Origin of the sequence: Ruegeria marisflavi, assembly GCF_025673445.1 — a bacterium.
In the GTDB taxonomy this organism is placed as follows: Bacteria; Pseudomonadota; Alphaproteobacteria; order Rhodobacterales; family Rhodobacteraceae; genus Ruegeria_B; species Ruegeria_B marisflavi.
The window spans coordinates 175951-197357 of record NZ_JAOVQN010000001.1 but is presented as its reverse complement, the minus strand read 5'-3'; the positions used below and the strand labels follow the sequence as shown (position 1 = coordinate 197357).

The window sequence follows — 21407 nt, the reverse complement described above, 5'->3', positions numbered from 1 at the left end:
CATGGCAAGACTGACGTCTCTCTTGGCGCAACCGAAATCCATGGAGATCACATCATGAACCGCATCGTTGCCACCGTTGTCGCCTGTGTCCTTGCCGTGCCTGCCATGGCCTCCGGCGATGCCGAGAAAGGCGAAAAAGGGTTCAACAAATGCAAATCCTGCCACATGATCGAGACGCCGGACGGCGAGTCCATCGTCAAAGGCGGCAAGACCGGTCCGAACCTGTATGGCGTCGTTGGTCGCGCCGCGGGTAGTGCCGAAGGTTTCAAGTACGGTGACAGCCTGATGGCCGCCGGTGAAAAAGGGCTGGTCTGGGACGAAGAGACGTTTGTCGCCTTCACCATGGATCCCGCCGGTTTCCTGAAGACCTATCTGGACGACACCGCCGCAAAATCGAAGATGACGTTCAAGCTGAAGAAAGACAACGAAGACGTCTTTGCCTATCTTCAGAGCCTGGCAGCTGAGTAAGCCGTACCACTTTTTATTGATCAAGGCCGCAGTATCAGACTGCGGCCTTTTATACGATTGAATGTAAGCCAGAACACTTTCACTCTGGCAGGGCGGTAAATCGAAGGGATGCCCGCATCGCTTCAAATGCCGAGCAACACACCCTTTCTTGGCCGGATCGGCCCCCGCGCTGAATACAGACGGATATCATGCATGCAGGAGTTGTCGACATGGGGATGGTATGGGTATCCTAATTCCGGCCTGGGTCGATGGCGCGCTTGTCCCGGTGGACAAGCTGGAAGCGCACGAAAAGGGTTTGAAGCACAAGGCGGTATCCGTTTTCGCCGTGCGCGGTATGGATATCCTGATTCAACGCCGCGCCCTGGGCAAGTACCATACACCCGGGCTTTGGGCGAACACCTGCTGCACGCACCCCGATTGGGATGAAAGCGCATCCGCCTGTGCAGTGCGGCGCCTGCGGGAAGAGCTGGGAATAACGGGGCTGTATCCCGAGTATCGCCATCGGCTTGAGTATCACGCGGATGTCGGCCACAACATGGTCGAGAACGAGGTCGTCGATGTCTTTTTGGCACATGTCAGGGGGCCGCTGGAACTCAACCCGAACCCGGACGAAGTGATGGAGATCCGCTGGATCGGGTATCACGATCTGCTGGCCGAGGTGAAACGGTACCCCGAAAAGTTCACCCCATGGCTCAAGATATACCTGCACCATCATGCGGATACAATTTTCGGCCCGGACCTGATAATCTCGGCCAAGGCCTAGGGTCAGGTCGCATTTCCAGGACAGATTGGCAAAGAGTCGCTTGGCTGCGATTCCAGGATGCGCGCGAGAATCAAATCCTTGCGCAATGGTTTCGTCAAATAGTGATCCAGCCCTGCCGCCAGAATGCCCTCTGAATCACCCGTCATAGCATGCGCGGTCAGCGCGACGATTGGAACGTGTCGGCCGGTTCCGGCCTCTTGCCGACGGATTTCGACGGTCGCCTGCTTGCCGTCCATCTTGGGCATCGAGATATCCATGAAGATCAGATCCGGGCGAAACTCTCGCCAGACCTCCAACGCCTCCAAGCCGTTGCTGGCAAAGCGAAGATCAATGTCTAGCGATTTTAGCATCTTGGAGAAAACCAATTGGTTTGTCCGATTGTCTTCTGCCGCCAGTATCCTCATCTTTCGTCGAGCGACAGGTACAGTGTCACTCTCTGGTAGATCGCTTTCCCTGCTTTCACGTTCCGGCGACGACGGTATTGCCTGTGTCGGCTGACCGCTGACAAGTTTCGACAGGCGCGCGAACAGTTCCGCCCTTGGAAGTGGTTTTTGCAATATTCCCTGAACGTGGCCCCGACCCGGATGGTTCTGGACCGACGCCGGGTTGGAGGAGAGCAAGAGCACCGGTATCTCCGCCCATCCGCGGTTCCTGAGTTTCTGCGTCAGTTCCAGACCATCCATGGCCGGCATGTCAAAATCGCAGAGCACCAGATCGACCTCGTCGTCCATCTTCTGCGATGCCTCGGCCGCCGAAGCGCAGCAAATGACGCTCACAGATAATTGCGAAAGCTGCCGACTCAGTATCTCTCTGTTCACGGCCAGATGGTCGACAACAAGCACATTGCGCAACTGCTTGGGAAAACTCGGCAGTACGGGTTGCTGCTCGTCGCTCATCGACAAGGTGACCCGGAACCCAAAACACGATCCGCGCCCCTCTTCACTTTCGACCCAGACCGTGCCCCCCATTATCTGAATCAACCTGCGAGTTATCGCCAGCCCCAGCCCGGTGCCATCGAACTGCCTGTTGCGGTCATTCTCGACCTGATTGAATTCACCGAAGATGTGGCCAAGTTTCGCTTTCGGAATGCCAATCCCGGTGTCTTCGATCGCGACATGGATAGCGCATCGGCCCACAACCGGATCCGGCACTCCGGTTACGCGGATGACCACATGCCCTTCGGACGTGAATTTGACCGCGTTGCCGATCAGATTTGTCAGAACCTGGCGGACCCGCCCCGGGTCGCCAACAAAGAGGGTAGGCAGGAAAAGATCGTAGTCGATGACCAAGGACAGCGCCTTGTTTCTGATGGTGGGCTGCATCAGCATCGTCACTTCGTGAATGCAGCGCTCCAGATCAAAGGGCTCGGGATGGAGCGTCATCTTGTCCGCTTCGATCTTGGAGTAATCGAGAACGTCATTGATGATCACCAACAGCGCTTCGCCCGAGCTTTTGATCGTGTTGGCATAAAGTTTCTGCTCTTCGTCCAGAACCGTGTCGCACAAGAGCTCGGCCATACCGACAACTCCGTTCATCGGGGTCCGAATCTCGTGGCTCATATTGGCCAGAAAGGCGGATTTGGCCCGGTTTGCCGCTTCGGCCTTTTCCCGAGCGGCGCGCAACTCGGCCTCGTACCGGACCGTCGATGTAATGTTCAGCGCCAGGCTGACCACATCGCCGCCCAGCCCGCGCTGGTCCACCATCTTGACATATTGGTCGTTCCACAGCCGCAATACGACCGGTTCCGGAGACGGCGAAACCCAACGATCATGCATCATGCCTTGCCAATCCTGGCACGACAATGAGCCGGTATCTATGATCCCTTCCTCGGCCATCAATTGCAGAATGCGCTTGTAGGTGATCCCGGGCGCCACTTCGTCCAGCCCGTCGAACACGTTAAGATAGGCTGTGTTTGCGCCGATCAACCGACTTTCAGCATCAAAAAAGGCAAAACCATCCTCAATGGTCTGAATGGAATGCCATAACCGGCGCTCGGCCACCTCAATCTTGGCATTTGCGACGGTCAGATCCGATTTGACCTTTTCGTTTTCGTCCCGGACAGTGGCCACTTCGGCCTGTTTTTCGCCGATCTGCCTAGTCAGGGCCAAGGCATGCCGACCCAATTTACGATTGGCAGCCGACAATTCTGCCTGTTTCAGTTCCAACAATCTTTCGGCAGCCAGGCGAGCGCGACGCTCCTCGGCAAGCTTGTTGACCAGGCTCATTCGTGACAGTCCTCAACACAACCTGGCTGCCAACATCGAACAGATCCGTGAAAAAGGGCTTAAAGTCGGTCGGCCGGGAATCCTTGCCAAGTCCCGCGCGCCCATGCGACCCTTGAGCCAAACAGGAGGTCGGAATGCGACGTTTTGGATTTTTACTAATTCTTTCTTTTTTTGCGCTTTTCTCGGAGGTGACGTCTGCTGGCGCACAACAGGCGATCCCGGACTTCCGCTATGTCGTAACCCGCGACATGGACTTTTTCGGCGAGGATCTGGATGCGTTGTTTGACACCGACCTGCCATCTTGCGTGCGGGCATGCGACGTCAACCGCGCCTGCGGGGCGTTCACGTTCAATGCCCGCTCTAACGCCTGCTTTCCGAAAAAAGGCGTCAGCCAGCAAACCCCCTACCAGGGCGCGATCTCGGCCCAGAAGTGGCCCCTACCGCAGGCCGTGGTGGACAGGGCACAGGCGCGTGTGGCGGGGTTGGAGTTTCTCGGGACCTCGGACCTGACCGCCGCCTCCGACCTTGCGCGTACGCTTGGGCTGCGCCACCCGGCAGGTGATCTGGAACTCGATCAAGTATTGGATGCGATGCGCGCGGCCTCTACTCCGGCAGAGGCGATGGGCTGGGCCGGGGCGGCTGTTTCCCTGTCTGACCGCACTGACCTATGGGCCGAGTATGCCCGCCTCTTGCTGGCGATCCGCAGCAATGACAGCGGCGCCCAGCGCGACTACCGGCGTCGGGCGCTCCTTGCTTCGGCCAACGCCTATTTGCGCGCGGATCAGCCCGGAACCGAGGTCAATGCGCTTGACTCCATGGCCAATGCCCTTGGACGCATCGGCCGGGGACGCGACATGGTGGCGGCGCTGCGGCTCGCCGTGGATGTTCAGCCACGCCCGGACATCCTGGCGGCGCTCGAGTCGGCTATCGCAAAATACGGCTTTCGGGTTGTCGAAAGCACGGTGGAAAGTGACAGCGCCCTGCCACGCATCTGCGCGCAGTTCTCTGAACCGCTGGCCAGATCCGGAGTGGACTATGAACCTTTCGTGCAAGTTCCAAATGCTGCTCTGGTGGTCCAAGCTGACGGCAACCAGTTGTGTCTGGACGGGGTCGAGCATGGACAACGTTACCGGGTGACGCTGCGCAAGGGACTCCCCGACGCTTCGGGTGAAACCCTGTGGAAGGACGTGACCCTCACCCATTATGTCCGCGACCGCAGCCCCTCCGTGCGCTTTCCGGGCCGGTCCTATGTCTTGCCCAAAGCAGCGGATGCGGCCATTCCCGTGGAAACGGTAAACACCACCGCGCTTGATCTCACCCTGCGGCGCGTCAGCGACCGCAACCTTCTGCGCGCTGTGCAAGATGGATATTTCGGCCGCCCGCTGTCTTATTGGGAGGATCAGAGCTTTGCAGCGGATATCGCGCAGGAGGTCTGGACCGGCGCGGCAACAATCGCAAACGATCTGAACCGCGACATGACCACACGCTTGCCGCTGTCCGAGGCGATTGAAGGGCAACCGGCGGGTATCTATGCGCTGACCGCCCGGATTCCTGGTGTCGATCCCTATGACGATCCGGGGTCGACGCAGTGGTTTGTCCTGTCCGATTTGGGCCTGTCCAGTGTGTCCGGCAACGATGGCCTGCACGTCACCGTGCGTGGCCTGTCGGACGCCGCAGCGCGCGGCGGCGTTGACCTGACCCTGATTTCGCGCGCAAACGCGGTGTTGGGCACCACCACGACAGATGACGAGGGCTATGCCCGTTTCGACCCCGGCCTGACCCGAGGAACGGGGTCCGCATCCCCTGCCCTGATCCTCGCCGCAATGGGCGATAACGATATCGGCTTTTTGTCCTTGACCGATCCGGCCTTTGACCTGTCCGACCGAGGTGTCGAGGGGCGCAACCCATCGGGCCCGGTGGATGTATTCCTGACCACGGACCGGGGCGCCTATCGCGCCGGTGAGACGATCAACGCCACCGTGCTCAGCCGCGACAGCACCACGCGCGCAATCGAGGACCTGCCGCTGACCGCGATCCTGAGCCGCCCCGATGGCGTCGAGTACACGCGCCAGGTGTCGGGCGGCGGCGTTGCCGGCGGCCATGTCTTTGCCTTGACAGTCGGCGCCAGCGCGCCGCGCGGGACCTGGCGGCTGGAGATCAAGACCGACCCCAAGGGGCCCGCATTGGCAAGCCAGAGCCTGCTTGTCGAAGATTTCCTGCCCGAACGTATCGACTTCACCCTGTCGCTGCCCGATACACCGGTCTTTCCTGGCGACAACCCACCGCTTTCAATCGAGGCGCGCTATCTTTTCGGCGCCCCCGGCTCGGATCTGACAATAGACGGGCAGGTGCTGCTCAGCGCCTCCGAGGGCATCGAAGCCTGGCCCGGCTACCGCTTTGGTCGGCATGACGCCTATGTCTCGACCCAAAGCAGCTATTTCGGGGGCGAGCGCACCGATGCCAGCGGCCAGGCCCGGCTTGCGATCGACATCCCATCACTGGATGCCGAGGGGAAGCCCCTGACAGCCACCGTGATCGCAAGACTGGCCGATGGCTCTGCCCGCCCGGTCGAACGGCGGTTGACGGTGCCGGTATCCCCCGAAACTCCGGTGATCGGCATCAAACCCCTGTTCGAAGACGTGGTCGCCGAAGGCACCGACGCCGCGTTTCAGGTCATCGGGCTGACCCCCGGCCTGACCCCGGAACCGATGCAGGTGAAATGGACCCTGAACCGGGTCGAGACCCGCTATCAATGGTACCAGCTTTACGGCAACTGGAACTGGGAGCCGATCACCCGCCGTACCCGCATCGCAACGGGCGAGGCGACCCTTGGCAATGACCCCCTGTCGCTATCCCAGCCAGTGAAATGGGGCGAATACGAACTGGTGGTGGAACGGGTCGACGGCAGCTATGTCGCGACCTCGGTTGATTTTTACGCCGGTTGGTACCAGGCAGCCGATGCCTCGGCCACGCCCGACCGGCTGGAGATGTCGCTGGACCGCGACAGCTATCGACCAGGCGATACCGCGCGTCTGCGCCTTGTTCCGCGCGCCGCTGGAACGGCGTTGGTTTCGGTGATGTCCGACCGGATCATTTCGCGTCAAGCCATAGAGGTCGAAGCCGGGGAAACCGTCATTCCGTTGGCGATCACACCCGATTGGGGCACCGGTGCCTATGTGACCGCGACCGTTATCCGCCCGATGGACGTAGCAGCAGGACAGAACCCGGCCCGCGCATTGGGTCTGGCCCATGCCAAGGTCGAACCGGTCGGCAAGAAACTGGCCGTTGCCATCGACGCCCCCGAAATCGCCGAACCCCGCCGCACCCAGCAGGTGCGCATCAAGGTCGAGGGCGCACAGCCGGGCGAAGAGGCATGGCTGACCCTTGCCGCCGTCGATCTGGGTATCCTGAACCTGACCGGATTCCAAAGCCCAGACCCCCAAGGCCACTACTTCGGCCAGCGCCGGCTGGGTGTCGAATTGCGCGATGTCTATGGCCGGCTGATCGACGGCATGAACGGTGCGCTTGGAACAGTACGTTCGGGGGGCGACGCAGACAACGGTCTCAGAATGCAATCGCCGCCGCCCACGCAAGAGCTGATGGCCGCCTTCAGCGGACCCGTCGAGGTCGGCGCCGACGGCAGTGCCCAGGTCGATATCCGCCTGCCGGCCTTCAACGGCACCGTACGGTTGATGGCGGTGGCCTGGTCCCAAGGCGCCATCGGTCAGGCCGAGCGTGACATGATCGTGCGCGACCCGGTGGTCGTCACGGCAACCGTGCCGCGTTTCCTCGCCCCCGGCGACAGCAGCCGGATTCTCCTCGACGTGACACATGCGGACGGCCCGGCCGGAGAGATGGAGTTGGCTCTGACGACAACGGGCGGGCTGGACATCGGCGTGCAGCCGGGGCGTTTCACCTTGGTGGACGGCGCCAAGCAGGTTTTCGAAATCCCAGTATCGGCCAATGCAATCGGTGATCCGACAATCGACGTCAGCCTGGTCACCCCGGATGGGCGTGAACTGAGCCAGACATTGACGCTGGCGGTGCGATCCAACGACCCTGTGGTGGCGCAAACCCGCCGCTTTGCGTTGGGGGCTGGCGACAGTTTCCTGTTCTCGGGCGATGTCTTCACCGGGCTGCGGCCCGGGTCTGCCCGGGCAATCCTTTCCGCCGGGCCTCTGGCCAAGTTCGATGCGCCGGGCCTGTTGAACCTTCTCGACCGCTACCCCTATGGCTGCACCGAACAGGTGACCTCGCAGGCGATGCCGCTCCTGTACCTCAGCGCGGTGGCCGAGGCCGCGGGCCTTGGCCATGGCCCGCAGGTCACAGGCCGCATAGACGCCGCGATCCGGCGTATCCTGACACGGCAGGCGTCAAACGGCGCCTTCGGCCTCTGGCGGGCGGAAAGCGGGGACTTCTGGCTTGATGCCTATGCCTCGGACTTCCTCAGCCGTGCCCGGGCAACGGGCCACACGGTCCCCGACCGTGCCTTTGCCATGGCGATGGACAACCTGCGCAACCGCATCAGCTATGCCCCCGATTTCGACGAGGGTGGTGAGGATATCGCCTATGCGCTGATGGTGCTGGCCCGCGAAGGGGCAGCCGCCATGGGCGACCTGCGCTACTATGCGGATGTCAAGGCGGGCGCCTTCACAACACCGCTGGCGGCGGCACAGCTTGGCGCCGCACTTGCATATTACGGCGACCAGACCCGTGCCGACGCCATGTTCTCCCGCGCCGCAAGTATGGTAGCAGGTCAGCGGGTCGAGGATGCGGTCTGGCGTGCGGACTATGGCACCAACCTGCGCGATGCCGCAGGCTTGCTGGCCCTTGCCGCCGAGGCGGGCAGCGCCGTGGTGAACCGTGACGCGCTGCTGGCCCGGATCGACCGGCCTGCGGGCCAGATGTCCACGCAAGAGGCGGCATGGGCGCTGCTGGCCGCACAAGCGCTGGTCAAGGTCCCGGAACAATCGGGTTTGCGGGTCAATGGCGCACCGGTCGACGGGCCTTTTGTTCAGGTTCTCGATGGCGGCAGCACCGATGTTCTGAACATCACTGCGTCTGACGCAAAGGCAACCGACATTACGCTGACCACCATCGGGGTGCCCGAGGTTGCCCCACCGGCGGGCGGCATGGGCTATACCATTACCCGCGCCCTCTACACGATGGATGGTGCGCCGATAAACCGCGACACGTTCGCAGTAGGCGAACGCTTTGTCACGGTTCTGACCGTGTCGCCACACGAGGCAACCGGTGGGCGCCTGATGGTCAACGATCCCCTCCCGGCCGGATTCGAGATCGACAATCCTTCGCTGTTGCGCTCGGGCGATGTGCGCGCGCTCGACTGGTTGTCGATGGACGAGGCCTCTCATGCCGAATTCCGCAGCGACCGCTTTCTCGCCGCTGTCGACAGTTTCGGCGCTCGCCCGGTGACGCTGGCTTATGTCGCGCGCGCGGTCAGCCCCGGCATGTTCCACCGCCCCGCCGCCTCGGTCGAGGACATGTACCGCCCGCAGTTCAGGGCCAGGACCGAAGCCGACCGCATACAAGTGACGCAATGACCGACAAACGCGAAATCGCCGTCGCCCATTGGCGGCGGCTCGATTGCGAAGGGTCCGACCGTTGCACCCTGTGGCAGGCGGCACAGGGCTGGATGCTGCTGGGCCATGCGCATTGGCGCAGCGAGGATGAGGATACGGTACTCAGCTACGACATCCGCTGCGGATCCGACGGGCATAGCCTTTCGGCGGACGTGGCGGGCGAACAGGCGGGGCGCCGGATAGAGCTGCGCCTTCTCCGCTCCGCACATGGATGGTTGCTGAATGATGTGATGCAACCGGACACCTCCGACTGCACCGATCTGGACCTGAGCTTTACACCCGCCACCAATCTGCTGCCGCTGCGGCGCCTGGGCTGTGCCTGCAACGGCGAAATGCAGGTCCCCGCTGCCTGGCTCAAACCCGATCTCGGCAGCGTTGCCCGGCTCGATCAGGTCTATACCCGGCTGGATGATAGCCGGGTGCGCTACACCTCCCCCGGCTTCAGCGCCGAACTGGAGGTTCACGCGAGCGGCTTTGTCACCGGCTATCCGGGGCTTTGGCATGGCTGGGTCGATGGTGCCTAGGCCACACATATGGCTCGCGGCCTGCGCTGTCCTCCTGTGGGGGGGCGCGATGGCGCGCGACCGCCTGGATGCCTGGATCGACGCGACCGTGTTGCCGCCGGTCCTCGCAGACACGGGCGTCGAGATGCGCGACCGGAACGGCAAGCTGCTCCGGGTCTATCAGGTCGGCAACGGCATCTGGCGGCTGGATCACGGTCCGGTCGATCCCGGGTTTGTCGCCATGCTGGTTCGATACGAGGACAAGCGCTTCTACCACCATTCCGGCGTCGATCCCCTGGCAATGCTGCGCGCGGCCGGACAGGCCCTGCGGCACGGAAAGACAGTCTCGGGCGGCTCGACGCTCACCATGCAGGTGGCGCGCCTGATCGAAGACGGGCCGACCGGCCGCTGGGCCGGAAAGCTGCGGCAGATCCGCGTCGCCCTGGCCCTGGAACGGCGATTGCCGAAAGAGCGGATATTGTCGCTCTACCTCCAGCATGCCCCCTATGGCGGCAATGTTGAAGGCGTGCGCGCAGCCTCGCTGGCCTGGTTCGGAAAGGAGCCGCGGCGGCTGACCGCAGCGCAGTCAGCACTTCTGGTGGCACTGCCACAGGCGCCAGAGGCCCGCCGCCCCGACCGCAACATGGATGCGTCGAAATCGGCCCGTGACCGTGTGCTGCACCGGTTGGCCGAACAGGGCATCCTTTCCACCGCAGATGTCCGTGCAGCTCTGTCCGAACCGTTACCAACGGCGCTGCACGGGTTCCCGCAACTGGCCCCGCACCTGGCCGACCGGATGCGCGCGGAGGATCCCACAGCGCGGCAGTTCGACACCACGCTCGACGCTGACATACAGCGCCGGATGGAGGCGCTGGTGGCCGAGGCCGCCCGCAAGGCCGGAGGTCGGGTGTCGGCGGCGCTGGTGGCCGCCGACCACCAAACCGGCGAAATCCTCGTCTCGGTCGGCTCCCCGGCCTACCAGCCCGCGCGACAGGGCTTTGTCGACATGACTCGGGCACTGCGGTCGCCGGGCTCGACGCTGAAACCCTTTGTCTATGGGCTAGCCTTTGATCAAGGGCTGGCACATCCCGAAACCCTGATTCAGGACAGCCCGGTCATGTTCGGCCGCTATGCCCCCCGCAACTTCGACGGCCAGTTTCGCGGCGAGGTCCGGGTGCGCGAGGCACTGCAATTGTCGCTGAACATCCCCGTGGTGCGACTGACGGAGGCAATGGGGCCTGTCCGTCTGATGGCCGCACTGACGCGCGGCGGCGCATCCGCGCGGCTGCCATCGGGCAGCCCCGGACTTGCCGTTGCTTTGGGGGGTGTCGGAATATCTCTGAACGATCTCGTACAGCTTTACGCCGGTCTGGCGCAGGGTGGCCAGGGGCCGCTGCTGTGGTATGACCGGACGCAGCCGCGCACAACCAGCGGGCGCATCATGTCGGATGTGGCTGCCTGGCAGGTGGGCAACATCCTGGCCGGACTGATCCCGCCGCCGGGTGCACGGCAAGGTGTTCTGGCTTACAAGACCGGCACGTCTTACGGGCACAGGGATACCTGGGCAATCGGCTATGACGGGAACCATGTCATCGGTGTCTGGCTAGGCCGCCCCGACGGAACACCGGTACCCGGCGCATTCGGCGGCGACGTCGCCGCCCCGGTTCTGTTCGAGGCATTCGGGCGGCTGAAACCGGATTTTTCTCCGCTGCCCCCACCCCCGCCCGCGACCTTGCTTCTGGGATCGGCGGAACTGCCACCACCGTTGCAGCGGTTTCGGCCACGCAACGCCGCATTCGACGAGATCCCAAACGCGCCGCAACTGCTGTTTCCGCCCGACGGCGCGGCGCTTTCTGCCGAAGACGGTGAAATCACGCTGAAGCTGCGTGGGGGAGCGGCCCCATTCTCGGTCCTGGTTAACGGAGAGCCGGTCGTGACGAAATCGCCGCTCAGGGAAATCGCCATGCCGGTCACGGGTCGCGGTTTCACCACCTTGCTGGTCCTCGACGCCAAGGGGCAGGCGGACCGGGCCACCGTCACGCTGCGCTGACGGCCCCGGTCCGGCAAGGGCCTATCGGCGCCCTTCTCTCAGCCAACCGGCAATCAGGAACCCCGTAGACAGTAGCAAAACCAACCAGGACGGAGCCAGCGGCGTTTGCCGAATGTTGCGGGTTTGATAGGTTTCCCGAGGCGTCAGACCCAACCACCCGCGCCCCGAGGCAGGCCGCCCTTCGCGCACATTGCGCACTGTCGGCAAACCGTCCTCCATTCGAAAAACCCCGCCCCGTAGCGGCGCGATCAGCGGCGCAAGAACCTCTTGCGTCGCGATGGTCGCCTCGAACTCGCGCGGCGCAGCAGGACCCAGACCGACAACTGCCGTCTTGCCGCCCTCGCTGAGTTTGTAGAGACCTATTTCGGGACCCGCATACAAGGCTTCAAACCGGCCCGGCGACACCTCGGCCAGCGGGATTTCGTCGGTGGTGCCATCCGGTCTGGTGACCGTGACAGAGCCCACATCGGCCTCAAGCGTCCGACGAATGATGCGCATGGTCTGGTTCTGAACCTCTGCCCACAACGCGTCTTCCTCAAGCTCGGGCTCTTTCATCATCCAATGCGCCAGCCGCCGCAACAGCTCCATCTGCGGGCCGCCGCCCTCGTATCCGCGTCCCCAGAGCCAGGCGTGATCCGAAGCCAGAAGCGCCACGCGCCCCTCGCCCACCCGGTCGAGCACCAAGAGCGGACGCTCCTCGACACCGTTCATCAATACATGTCCGGACCGGGGCAGAACGTCGATCTGGCGCAGCCAACCGCCCCATTCGCCCGCGCCGTCCAGGCCTGAGGTCACGGGATGACGCGCGCCGTCCTTGGATACCTCCGGGCGGAAATGCTCTTCGATGACGCGCGCCGTCGGCTCTGCTGGCAGGATCGGCGCCAGCGGCGACCGATAAATGCTGTCGGCGGTGGCAAAATCTGGCCCCGCCGCCACCAGAACCGCGCCACCGCCATTCACATAGTTGGCGACATTGTCCAGATAGATCGCGGGCAGTATTCCCCGCCGCCTATATCGGTCAAAGATGATCAGGTCGAAATCGTCGATCTTCTCCAGGAAGAGTTCCCGGGTCGGAAAGGCGATCAGGCTCAGTTCGTCCACAGGGACACCGTCCTGTTTTTCCGGCGGGCGCAGGATGGTGAAATGGACCAGATCGACGGAACTGTCGGACTTGAGAAGATTGCGCCAGGTGCGCCCGCCCGGGTGCGGCTGCCCCGACACCAGCAGCACCCGCAGCCTGTCACGAACCCCGTTAATCTGGACCAGCGCGGAGTTGTTGCGGTCGGTCAGTTCCCCATCGGCCACCGGCACCAGAAACTGGATCACATTGCGCCCGCCATGCGGCAAGGTGATCGGCAGGTCGAAGTCTTGCCCCACCGGAATGCTCAATCTGTCCGGCTCACCGCCATCGACCGATATCCGAAGCTCGGCCATCGGCCCAACAACATCAGGGACAGCGCCATTGTCCTCGATCCTTAGGCTCAGGGTGACCGGCTCGCCGATGATGGCGAATGCGGGGGCATTCTTGACTACCAAGCGACGGTCCCAGTCACTCTCGCGACCGGACAACAACAGATGCAGCGGCGCAGGCAGGTCGGGGGCCCGGTCGGTATCGTGAACCTGCCCGTCGGACAGGGCGATGATACCGGCGATCCGGGCGCGCGGCTCTTCGTTCAGCGCATCGGACAAGGCCGACATCAGACGCGTGCCGCTGTCGCCCTCGCCATCACCGACGCGAATCCGGCGCAACTCCGTGTTGGGCCGTTTCTCGATCTCGGCGGCCATACGATCTGCTGCCAAACGGGTCTGCTCCGGGCGGTCCGATACAGTCTGGCTCGCGCTCTCGTCCTCCAGCATCAGAACGATGTCCGTCAGCGGCTCGCGATCTTCGATTTGCCAGACCGGGCCTGCCAGTGCCGCCAGCAGCACCAGGGCCGACAACCCCCTCAACGCCCAACCCGACAACCCGCGCCAAAGCGCAAGCACCACACCCAGCACGGTCAGCACCGCCAGAACGATCAACAGGACAAGCGGGACCAAAGGATCGAACAGAAGACTTCCGGTCATTGGCCCAACCTGTCCAGCAGAGCAGGCACATGCACCTGGTCCGATTTGTAGTTTCCGGTCAGCACATGCATCACCAGATTGATACCAAATCGATAGGCAAGCTCGCGCTGGCGTTCCCCGGCCAGGCCCCGCCCCACCGGCAAAAGCGCGCGGCCATCGCGGTCCACCGCCCAGGCCGCAGCCCAGTCGTTGCCGCCGATCACCACGGGCGTGACCCCGTCATTGAGGTTTCGGAACGGCATGCCTTCGATCCGTTCCGCGTCCATCGGCGCGGACTCGACCCAGACATCGGTGCCGGAATGGCGCCCCGGGAAATCCTGAAGCAGGTAAAAGGCGCGGGTCAGCACATGATCGCCCGGCACCGGCTCCAGCGGCGGTATGTCCAGCGGAGCGGCCAGTTGCTGAAGCTTGCGGCCGTTTGGGCTGCCAGACCCAAACCGCGCGACATCCGCGTCCCGCGTATCGAACAGGATCATGCCACCCAGACGCAGATAGGTATTCAGCCGGGCATAGGCGGCTTCGGACGGGGCTGGCTGATCCGGCGTCACCGGCCAGTAAAGCATGGGAAAGAACGCCAGTTCATCCCGCTCCAGATCCACACCGATTGGATCGGCCGGTTCCACCGAGGTGCGGTAATAGAGCGTGCGCGACAGTCCCAACAGGCCCGCCCAGGCGACGTCATCCACGCTCTTGTTGCCTGTCAACACATGAGCCAGCACCATTTCATGCGTCGCCTCCAGGGCAAAGCGTTCCGTCGCTTCGGCGGTCTGCGCCTGCGCATCGGGGGTGAAAACGAACACCGCCGCGATCAGGGGGGCGGCCCGGCGCAAGGCCCCCAGGCGACCCGACAAGGCCAGGGACGCCACGATATCAACCGCCAACAGCATCAGCGCCAAGGACAACAGCCAGCCGCCAAGCGGCCGTTCGGCCTTGATCAAAAGACCGACAACCGGAACAGACGGCGGCCACTCGGCAACCAACAGTGTCGTGTCCGACCGCAGCACATTGCGGGCCAGCCGCCGTTTCTCGTTGCTGTAGATGCCCGGTCTGATTTCAGGGCCAAGCGGATCGGACACCAGCGAAACCCCATCGACCCCGGGCAGGTTGCCCGCCTCTTCCAGTTGGCCAAACCCGTCCATGACTCGGACCGGGCTCCAAACCGTGCCTTCCAGCGCCTCGGCATCGACCTGTTTGGCGCTGGACGACACCGCCAACCGGTCCAGCATTTCGACAAACAACCCCGACAACGGCAACGACGACCACTCGGCGTCTGCCGTCACATGGAACAGAACCACCTGACCCAGCCCCAGGGGCTTGCGCGTCACCAGGGGCGTTCCATCGCTCAACGCCGCGATGACCTTGTCCGCCAGATCGGGATCGGGTTGCGCGACAACCTGGGTCGAAACGGTCACGTCGGGCGGCACTTTCAGCCCGTAAAATGGAGAGTTCTCCGCGAAAGGCGCAAGTGTCTTGGCTTCGCCCCAGCTCATGGCGCCGCCCACGGTGCGCCCGCCGCTGCGCAAGCGCACCGGCAAGAGCGGATCGCTCTCATCCCGGCCGATGTCGCTGGCCGCCATCCGTGGCCCCGAGAACCGCAGCAACAGGCCCCCGTTTTCGACCCATTCGATCAGGGCGCTGGTTTCGGGCGGCGCCAACGTCGCGACATCGGCCAGAACGATCACGTCCGGATTGGCCGGAAGCACGTCAAGCAGCGCGCCGTCGACAAAATCAGCGGTCGGGACCAGAACCTGGGTCAAATAGTGCAGCGGCGAGAGAAGCTCCAAACCTTCGCGGTCCTGACGCCCCGCGAACAGGGCCACTTCGCGCCGGCGCAAACCGTCATCGGTCAAGGCCACTGCCCCAGCCGAGCGTTGGCCCTCCAGTTCAAACCGGGTGATCCGCGCCCGCAGTTCCGAGGGGAGCGACAAGGCAATCGTTGCCTCGGTCGCCTCGACGTCAAAACCAACCTCGGCCCGTTCCAGTACCCGCACGGTGCCCGAAGGATCGGGGCCAAGCGCGACGACCCCCTGCACCCGCTCGCTGCCACCAGCGGACCGCACCAGCGAAAGCTGAATTGCACCGTCAGCGTATTGCGCCGGGCGCAGTGCAATCACCGGGTCGGGCGATTGAAAAACCGTCACATCGCCGCGGTCGGCAAGCGCCGACAAAACCTGTTCCCGCCCGTCGAAATCCAAACCGTCGCTCAACCAATGCGTATCAAACCCGCCAGAGACCGACCGGATGTCTTCCACAGCCGCAGCAATTTGCGCAGCCCCCGGCTGCCATGGTTCCGGCTTCAGCCCCGCAAGACGGGTTTTCCAGCTGACCGCCGACTGGAACACGGGCGCCTCTGGCGCGGACAGTCTCATCACCGCCACCGGCCTGTCGGCCCGGCCTGCCTCGGTCAGTTGGGTATCGAGCAGCTCCATCCGCTGACCCCTCCCTGCCGACCCGGCCCAGCTGGCATCAAGCAACAGCAAGAGCGGACCTGTGCCATCCGCCTCGCGCTGAGGATTCAAGACCGGACCGGCCAGCCCGACGATCACCGCCGCGACCGCGAGCATTCGGATCAGCAACAGCCACCATGGCGTGCGATCCGACACGCTTTCGTCGTCGCGCAGGCCAAGCAGCAGCGTCACCGCCGGGAACATACGCCGGATCGGCGCCGGCGGCACCGCACGCAGGATCAGCCACAAGATCGGCAGCGCCAGAAGCCCGGTCAACAACCAGGGCGACGCGAAACCGATACCGCCCAGCACCGTCATCGCGTGCCTCCATCCAGCGCGCGCCACAGCCAGAGCAAGGCAGTTTGCGCACTGTCACCCGTATGGTGCAGGCCCAGTTGCCACCCGGTCGCACGGCAAAGGTGGGTCAGGGCATCCCGCCGCTCGGCGAGCCGCTCCAGGTAACGGCCCCGCAATTCACCTGCCTTCAGGGTTTCATGACGGATCGATCCGCCGACGCTTTCGAAAATGGTCCGCCCCTGATAGGGAAAGCTTTCCTCGCTTGGGTCGAGAACCTGAAAGACAACGCCCCTGACCCCCCGGTCGGCGGCCTTGGTCAGGGCCAGCTCCACCTCGGCCATGTCGCCCAGGAAATCGGATATGAACAGCGCGCGCGCATGTGGGATCATCGCCCGATGCTCGGGCGGCGCATAGTCGGTCGCCACATCCCGCGACCAGGCTTCGGCAAGCCGGTGGATCTGGCCGTTACCCCGCCGCGGCGGCAAGGTGGTTCCGGTTAGTCCAACCCGTTCGCCCGCCCGCACCAGCAGGATCGCCACCGCAAGACTCAGCAACCGAGCCCGATCGGCCTTGGTCTCAAGCGCCTTGTCAGAGGTGAACCGCATGGACGCGCCCTGATCGACCCACAGCATGACCGATTGCGCGATCTCCCACTCGCGTTCGCGCACGTATTGCACATCTCCGCGCGCCGAACGGCGGTGGTCGATCATTCGCCGACTGTCGCCCGGCTGCGCCGGGCGATACTGCCAGAAATCATCCCCCAGCCCGGCTCGCCTGCGTCCATGATCGCCAAGCAGGACCGTACCGGCCAGATGTTCCGCGCGCGCCAAAAGAGGCGGCAGGGTCTCGGCCTGTGCCTCGGCCCGTTGCCTCAGGGCGCGCGGGGCGCTCACGCGGCGGCCTCGGTACGGGCCAATCCGGCAGCGGTCGCGTCGATCAGTTGCGCCAGGCTGTCGCCGCGCGCACGGGCGGCAAAGTTGAGTGCCATCCGGTGGCTCAACACCGGGCGGGCCATGTCGATCACGTCTTCGGCATTGGGCGCCAACCGCCCCTGCAACAAGGCACGCGCCCGCACCGTCAGCATCAGCGCCTGCGCCGCGCGTGGTCCGGGACCCCATGCAACCGTGTCACGCACCCGCTCACTGGCGCCGGGTTCGTCGGGCCGGAACGCGCGCACCAGATCCAGGATCATCTCGACCACCGATTCGCCTACCGGCATCCGCCTGAGCAGAACCTGCGCTGCCAGCAACTCGTCCCGTGTCATCACCTGATGCGCCTCGGCCTCTTCGGCACCAGTGGTGGCCAGCAGGATCTCGCGTTCCGTCGCGCGGTCCGGGTAATGCACGTCGACCTGCACCAGGAACCGGTCCAACTGCGCCTCTGGCAACGGATAGGTCCCCTCCTGCTCAATCGGGTTCTGTGTCGCCAGCACATGGAACGGGGTGCCCAGCGAACGATTCTCGCCCGCGACCGTCACGGTCCTTTCCTGCATCGCCTGCAACAGCGCCGACTGGGTGCGCGGGCTGGCCCGGTTGATCTCGTCCGCCATCAAAAGCTGGCAAAAGATCGGGCCGGGAATGAACCGGAAATGGCGGCTGCCGTCCTCGGCGGTATCCAGCACCTCGGACCCCAGGATATCAGCGGGCATCAGGTCTGGCGTGAACTGGATGCGATTGCCATGCAGCCCCATCACGGTGCTCAGCGTCTCGACCAGCCGCGTCTTGCCCAGTCCCGGCAGGCCGATCAGCAACGCATGACCACCGCACAAAAGCGCGGTCAGGGTAAGGTCCACCACGCGTTCCTGCCCGATGAACCGCCGGGTGATCGACGCGCGCGCCTGCCTCAGCTTCTCTCCAAGCGCGTCGATTTCCCCGATAAGATCGGCAGGTTCGGACATGGTTTTCCCTCCGCGACAACTATATGGGTATGAGTGTATCGCGCTGACAGGAAATGGCAAAAACAATGAGCGGACAAAAGCCTGTGAAACCATCTGCCGACAGTCTGGCGGCAGCGGTGCGGACAGTGAAACCAAGGGGTTTGCCGCCCGTTCACCTGTGGAATCCACCGCTGACCGGCGAAATGGACATGCGGATCGCCCGCAACGGTACCTGGTATCACGAAGGCACACCGATAAACCGGTCCAACATGGTGCGCCTGTTCTCCTCCATTCTCAAACTGGAGGACGGGCAGTTCTTTCTGGTGACACCGGTCGAAAAAGTGGCCATCACCGTCGACGATGCGCCCTTTGTCGCAGTCGACTGCGATGTGACCGGCGACGGGCGGGATCAGGTGCTGACCTTTACCACCAACGTCGGTGATACGACCATTGCCGGACCAGAAAACAGAATCAGACTGGAGCGCGATCCGGAAACGGGTGAGCCGTCGCCCTATGTCCATGTACGCGCCGGGCTCGAGGCATTGATCGACCGCAAGACGTTTTATCGTCTGGTGGACCAGGGAACCGAGCATCAGGGATGGTTCGGCGTCTGGTCATCCGGCCAGTTTTTCCCGCTTGCTCCGGCGGACCAGCTTTGACGAACTGAAGCGTCGCGCTTGGTTCGCGCGCTGAACATATGCTAGCCTGAATGTGTTTCAGCTTTCGGGTGTTCACATGGGCTATTCTCTTCGCGTTTCTTTCGTTGTTTCCGTTTGCCTCGCCGCGATGTCCAGCGTCGCTGATGCCCGGGAAAAACCCCGGCTGATCCTGCAAATCACCATCGACCAGCTGCGTGGCGACCTGCCCATGCGCTATTCGGATCAGTTCGGCGAAGGCGGCTTTCGGTACCTGATGGAACAGGGCATTCATTTCGACAACGCCCACCATGCCCACGCGAACACCGAAACCGTGGTAGGTCATGCCACGCTCGCCACCGGCGCACATCCGGCGGGGCATGGAATGGTCGGGAACCTCTGGTACGATCGCGGCCAGGGGCGCACCGTGTATAATATCGAGGATCCCGGTTATGCCATCCTGACCAGTGGTGCCGGGGTCGACGCAGAAACCGAAATCGACCCGACGCAACGTGCCGCCAAGACAGATGGGCGTTCGCCCAAGGCGATTCTGACCACAACGTTCGGGGATGAGCTGTCCGGGCATACGGCCGGGCAGGCCAAGGTTTTCGGCGTTTCCGTCAAGGATCGCGGTGCCGTCACCATGGCCGGACATGTGGGCAAAGCGTTCTGGTTCTCGAAATCCGCAGGCCAGTTCGTCACCAGCAACTATTACTACGATCGGTATCCAGACTGGGTGACCGAATGGAACGATCAACGCCTGCCGGAAACCTATGCCGGTACCTCCTGGTCCCTGCTGAACCCGCCCGAATCCTACCTGTTCGGCACCCGCGACGATCAACCGTGGGAGCCTGACTTTGCAGGGTTCGGCCGCACCTTTCCGCATTCGTTTCCGGCATCGGACAACAAGTACTTCACCACCCTGCTGACCGTCAGCCCGGCAGGCGACGAACTGACGGCGGCCTTTGCCAAGGCCCTGATCGACAACGAAAACCTGGGCGCGGACGAGGTGACAGACTTCCTTGGCGTCAGCTTCTCTTCAACCGATTACGTCGGCCATTTCTACGGCCCGTCGAGCCTGGAGAGCGAAGACAACCTGATGCATCTCGACCGCACGCTGGCCGATCTGCTGGCCCATGTGGACGACCGGGTCGGGCTGGAAAACACGCTGGTGGTGCTGTCGGCCGATCACGGCGCGCCCGAGGCGCCGGGCTATCTGGAGCAACTGGGCAGTCTCGGCGGATATGTCTCGCCCGATACATGGGACACCGACGCCGCGATAGCGCGGATCAAGGCCCGGTTCGGCATCAGCGGCCCGCTGATCACCGGCTACGATCACCCCTATCTCTACCTCGACGAAGCGGTGCGCCGGAATCCTGCCATCGTCCAGAGCACGCTGGAAACCGTCATCGCGCAGGAACTCATGGCCTTTGACGGGGTGGCCTATGCGGTGCCAAGCGCGCGCCTGCGCCTTGGGGCACTGCCCGAAAACGCCATGACCCGGGCGGTTCTGAACAATTATCACCCGGACCGGTCTGGCGATATCTATGTGGTCTTCGATCCCGGCTGGTTCATCAACGATATGGATGGGCTTTCCGTTACAGTGACCCATGGCTCGCCCTGGCGCTATGACACTTATGTCCCAGTGTTCTTTGCCGGATTCGGGCTGGAACCGCGCCGGGTCTCGCGCCGCGTGCACACGGTGGATGTGGCACTGACCCTGGCGATGATCGCAGGCACCACCCCGCCGTCGGCGGCGGCGGGCGAGGTCCTGCTCGAAGTGTTGGGGCAATAGGTCGGCTCAGGCCGACTTGACGATCAGGAACACCCGCGCCCCGTCTGACGTCGCGGTGATCGAATGGGCGATATCGGCGGCATAGCGCGCGGTGTCGCCGGGCCCAAGATCCTGAACGGCGGTGCCCGACGTCACCCTGACCGCGCCTTCGAGCACGGTCAGCTGTTCGCGGGTGCCGCGGCCATGCGGCTGGCTGACCAATGCCTCACCCGGGCGAAAGGCGATATCATAGACCTCGTGCCCGCCGGCATCCTCGGGCGGCGACAGGATGCGGATCCGGCAGCCCTGCCCCATGTTGTCGATGCTGGGCACCTGCGCCGCGCGCAGCGTGTCGATCTGGTCGGCGCTCTCCGAGGTTTCCAGCAGACCCGCGAAATCGACCTGCAACGCGCGGGTCAGGTTCCACAGGGTCGCAATGGTCGGGCTGCTCTCGCCCCGCTCGATCTGGCTGACCATCGAACGCGAGACCCCGCTCAGGTTCGCCACAGCTTCCAGCGACAGGCCCTGCGCGCGCCGCGCCTCTTTTAGACGCGCGGGCAGCAGGTTCAGGATATCGTCGGCTTCGTCCGTCATGACGGATTCTCTGCGCTCATTCAGGGGAATTGTCAATTCCGGGCCGCTTGGGGCGCGACGGCACGTCTCAGGAGACGAATCATGCTGCACCTGCATAATGCGCCAAAC

The 21407-nt window shown here is 63.5% G+C and carries 13 protein-coding genes; 7 read left to right on the top strand and 6 right to left on the bottom strand.

Annotated elements, in window-relative coordinates; genetic code table 11:
* Positions 1-54: 54 nt before the first annotated feature.
* Together OEZ49_RS00960 and OEZ49_RS00955 are read left to right on the top strand one after the other, a co-directional pair.
* The gene (locus OEZ49_RS00960; RefSeq protein ID WP_263386573.1) at positions 55-468 is read left to right on the top strand and encodes a c-type cytochrome; all 414 of its coding nucleotides are present in this window, start codon (positions 55-57) and stop codon (positions 466-468) included.
* 220 nt (positions 469-688) lie between these two features.
* Entirely contained in the window at positions 689-1231 is a 543-nt protein-coding gene (locus tag OEZ49_RS00955) for an isopentenyl-diphosphate Delta-isomerase (RefSeq protein WP_263386572.1), read from the top strand.
* Positions 1232-1233: 2 nt separating this feature from the next.
* Here OEZ49_RS00955 and OEZ49_RS00950 read toward each other — a convergent pair whose 3' ends face one another.
* Entirely contained in the window at positions 1234-3456 is a 2223-nt protein-coding gene (locus tag OEZ49_RS00950; protein ID WP_263386571.1) for a response regulator, read from the bottom strand.
* 134 nt (positions 3457-3590) lie between these two features.
* Here OEZ49_RS00950 and OEZ49_RS00945 point away from each other — a divergent pair, with 134 nt between their 5' ends.
* Genes OEZ49_RS00945 through pbpC form a run of 3 tightly spaced genes read left to right on the top strand, consistent with a single transcriptional unit; the run spans position 3591 to position 11609 of the window.
* On the top strand, positions 3591-9017 hold the full coding sequence (locus OEZ49_RS00945; protein ID WP_263386570.1) for an alpha-2-macroglobulin family protein: 5427 nt from the start codon (positions 3591-3593) through the stop codon (positions 9015-9017).
* Entirely contained in the window at positions 9014-9580 is a 567-nt protein-coding gene (locus tag OEZ49_RS00940) for a putative glycolipid-binding domain-containing protein (RefSeq protein ID WP_263386569.1), read from the top strand. The genes OEZ49_RS00945 and OEZ49_RS00940 overlap by 4 nt, the downstream gene beginning before the upstream one ends.
* A gap of 49 nt (positions 9581-9629) precedes the next feature.
* The gene (gene pbpC / locus OEZ49_RS00935; protein ID WP_263386568.1) at positions 9630-11609 is read left to right on the top strand and encodes a penicillin-binding protein 1C; all 1980 of its coding nucleotides are present in this window, start codon (positions 9630-9632) and stop codon (positions 11607-11609) included.
* A 21-nt stretch (positions 11610-11630) separates the two neighbouring features.
* Here pbpC and OEZ49_RS00930 read toward each other — a convergent pair whose 3' ends face one another.
* Genes OEZ49_RS00930 through OEZ49_RS00915 form a run of 4 tightly spaced genes read right to left on the bottom strand, consistent with a single transcriptional unit; the run spans position 11631 to position 18317 of the window.
* Positions 11631-13676 (bottom strand): hypothetical protein, encoded by a 2046-nt coding sequence (locus OEZ49_RS00930; protein WP_263386567.1) that lies wholly within the window; start codon positions 13674-13676, stop codon positions 11631-11633.
* Positions 13673-16441, bottom strand: a complete 2769-nt coding sequence (locus OEZ49_RS00925) for a DUF4159 domain-containing protein (protein WP_263386566.1) — start codon at positions 16439-16441, stop codon at positions 13673-13675. The genes OEZ49_RS00930 and OEZ49_RS00925 overlap by 4 nt, the downstream gene beginning before the upstream one ends.
* Positions 16438-17313: a DUF58 domain-containing protein gene (locus OEZ49_RS00920; RefSeq protein WP_263386565.1), complete on the bottom strand. Its 876-nt coding sequence runs from the start codon at positions 17311-17313 to the stop codon at positions 16438-16440. Before OEZ49_RS00920 ends, OEZ49_RS00925 begins: the two co-directional genes overlap by 4 nt.
* Positions 17310-18317, bottom strand: coding sequence for an AAA family ATPase (locus OEZ49_RS00915; protein WP_263386564.1), 1008 nt, complete (start codon positions 18315-18317; stop codon positions 17310-17312). The genes OEZ49_RS00920 and OEZ49_RS00915 overlap by 4 nt, the downstream gene beginning before the upstream one ends.
* 65 nt (positions 18318-18382) lie before the next feature.
* Between OEZ49_RS00915 and OEZ49_RS00910 the strand changes: the two genes are divergently transcribed.
* Both OEZ49_RS00910 and OEZ49_RS00905 read left to right on the top strand, forming a co-directional pair.
* Positions 18383-18955, top strand: coding sequence for a DUF1285 domain-containing protein (locus OEZ49_RS00910; RefSeq protein ID WP_263386563.1), 573 nt, complete (start codon positions 18383-18385; stop codon positions 18953-18955).
* 76 nt (positions 18956-19031) lie between these two features.
* Positions 19032-20726, top strand: a complete 1695-nt coding sequence (locus OEZ49_RS00905; RefSeq protein ID WP_263386562.1) for an alkaline phosphatase family protein — start codon at positions 19032-19034, stop codon at positions 20724-20726.
* A gap of 6 nt (positions 20727-20732) precedes the next feature.
* Here OEZ49_RS00905 and OEZ49_RS00900 read toward each other — a convergent pair whose 3' ends face one another.
* Positions 20733-21299 (bottom strand): helix-turn-helix domain-containing protein, encoded by a 567-nt coding sequence (locus OEZ49_RS00900; protein WP_263386561.1) that lies wholly within the window; start codon positions 21297-21299, stop codon positions 20733-20735.
* Positions 21300-21407: the final 108 nt, after the last annotated feature.

Coding starts and splice junctions, on each gene's coding strand:
- OEZ49_RS00960 (WP_263386573.1), top strand. CDS start 55: ATGAACCGCATCGTTGCCACCGTTGTCGCCTGTGTCCTTGCCGTGCCT.
- OEZ49_RS00955 (WP_263386572.1), top strand. CDS start 689: ATGGGTATCCTAATTCCGGCCTGGGTCGATGGCGCGCTTGTCCCGGTG.
- OEZ49_RS00950 (WP_263386571.1), bottom strand. CDS start 3,456: ATGAGCCTGGTCAACAAGCTTGCCGAGGAGCGTCGCGCTCGCCTGGCT.
- OEZ49_RS00945 (WP_263386570.1), top strand. CDS start 3,591: ATGCGACGTTTTGGATTTTTACTAATTCTTTCTTTTTTTGCGCTTTTC.
- OEZ49_RS00940 (WP_263386569.1), top strand. CDS start 9,014: ATGACCGACAAACGCGAAATCGCCGTCGCCCATTGGCGGCGGCTCGAT.
- pbpC (WP_263386568.1), top strand. CDS start 9,630: ATGGCGCGCGACCGCCTGGATGCCTGGATCGACGCGACCGTGTTGCCG.
- OEZ49_RS00930 (WP_263386567.1), bottom strand. CDS start 13,676: ATGACCGGAAGTCTTCTGTTCGATCCTTTGGTCCCGCTTGTCCTGTTG.
- OEZ49_RS00925 (WP_263386566.1), bottom strand. CDS start 16,441: ATGACGGTGCTGGGCGGTATCGGTTTCGCGTCGCCCTGGTTGTTGACC.
- OEZ49_RS00915 (WP_263386564.1), bottom strand. CDS start 18,317: ATGTCCGAACCTGCCGATCTTATCGGGGAAATCGACGCGCTTGGAGAG.
- OEZ49_RS00910 (WP_263386563.1), top strand. CDS start 18,383: ATGAGCGGACAAAAGCCTGTGAAACCATCTGCCGACAGTCTGGCGGCA.
- OEZ49_RS00905 (WP_263386562.1), top strand. CDS start 19,032: ATGGGCTATTCTCTTCGCGTTTCTTTCGTTGTTTCCGTTTGCCTCGCC.
- OEZ49_RS00900 (WP_263386561.1), bottom strand. CDS start 21,299: ATGACGGACGAAGCCGACGATATCCTGAACCTGCTGCCCGCGCGTCTA.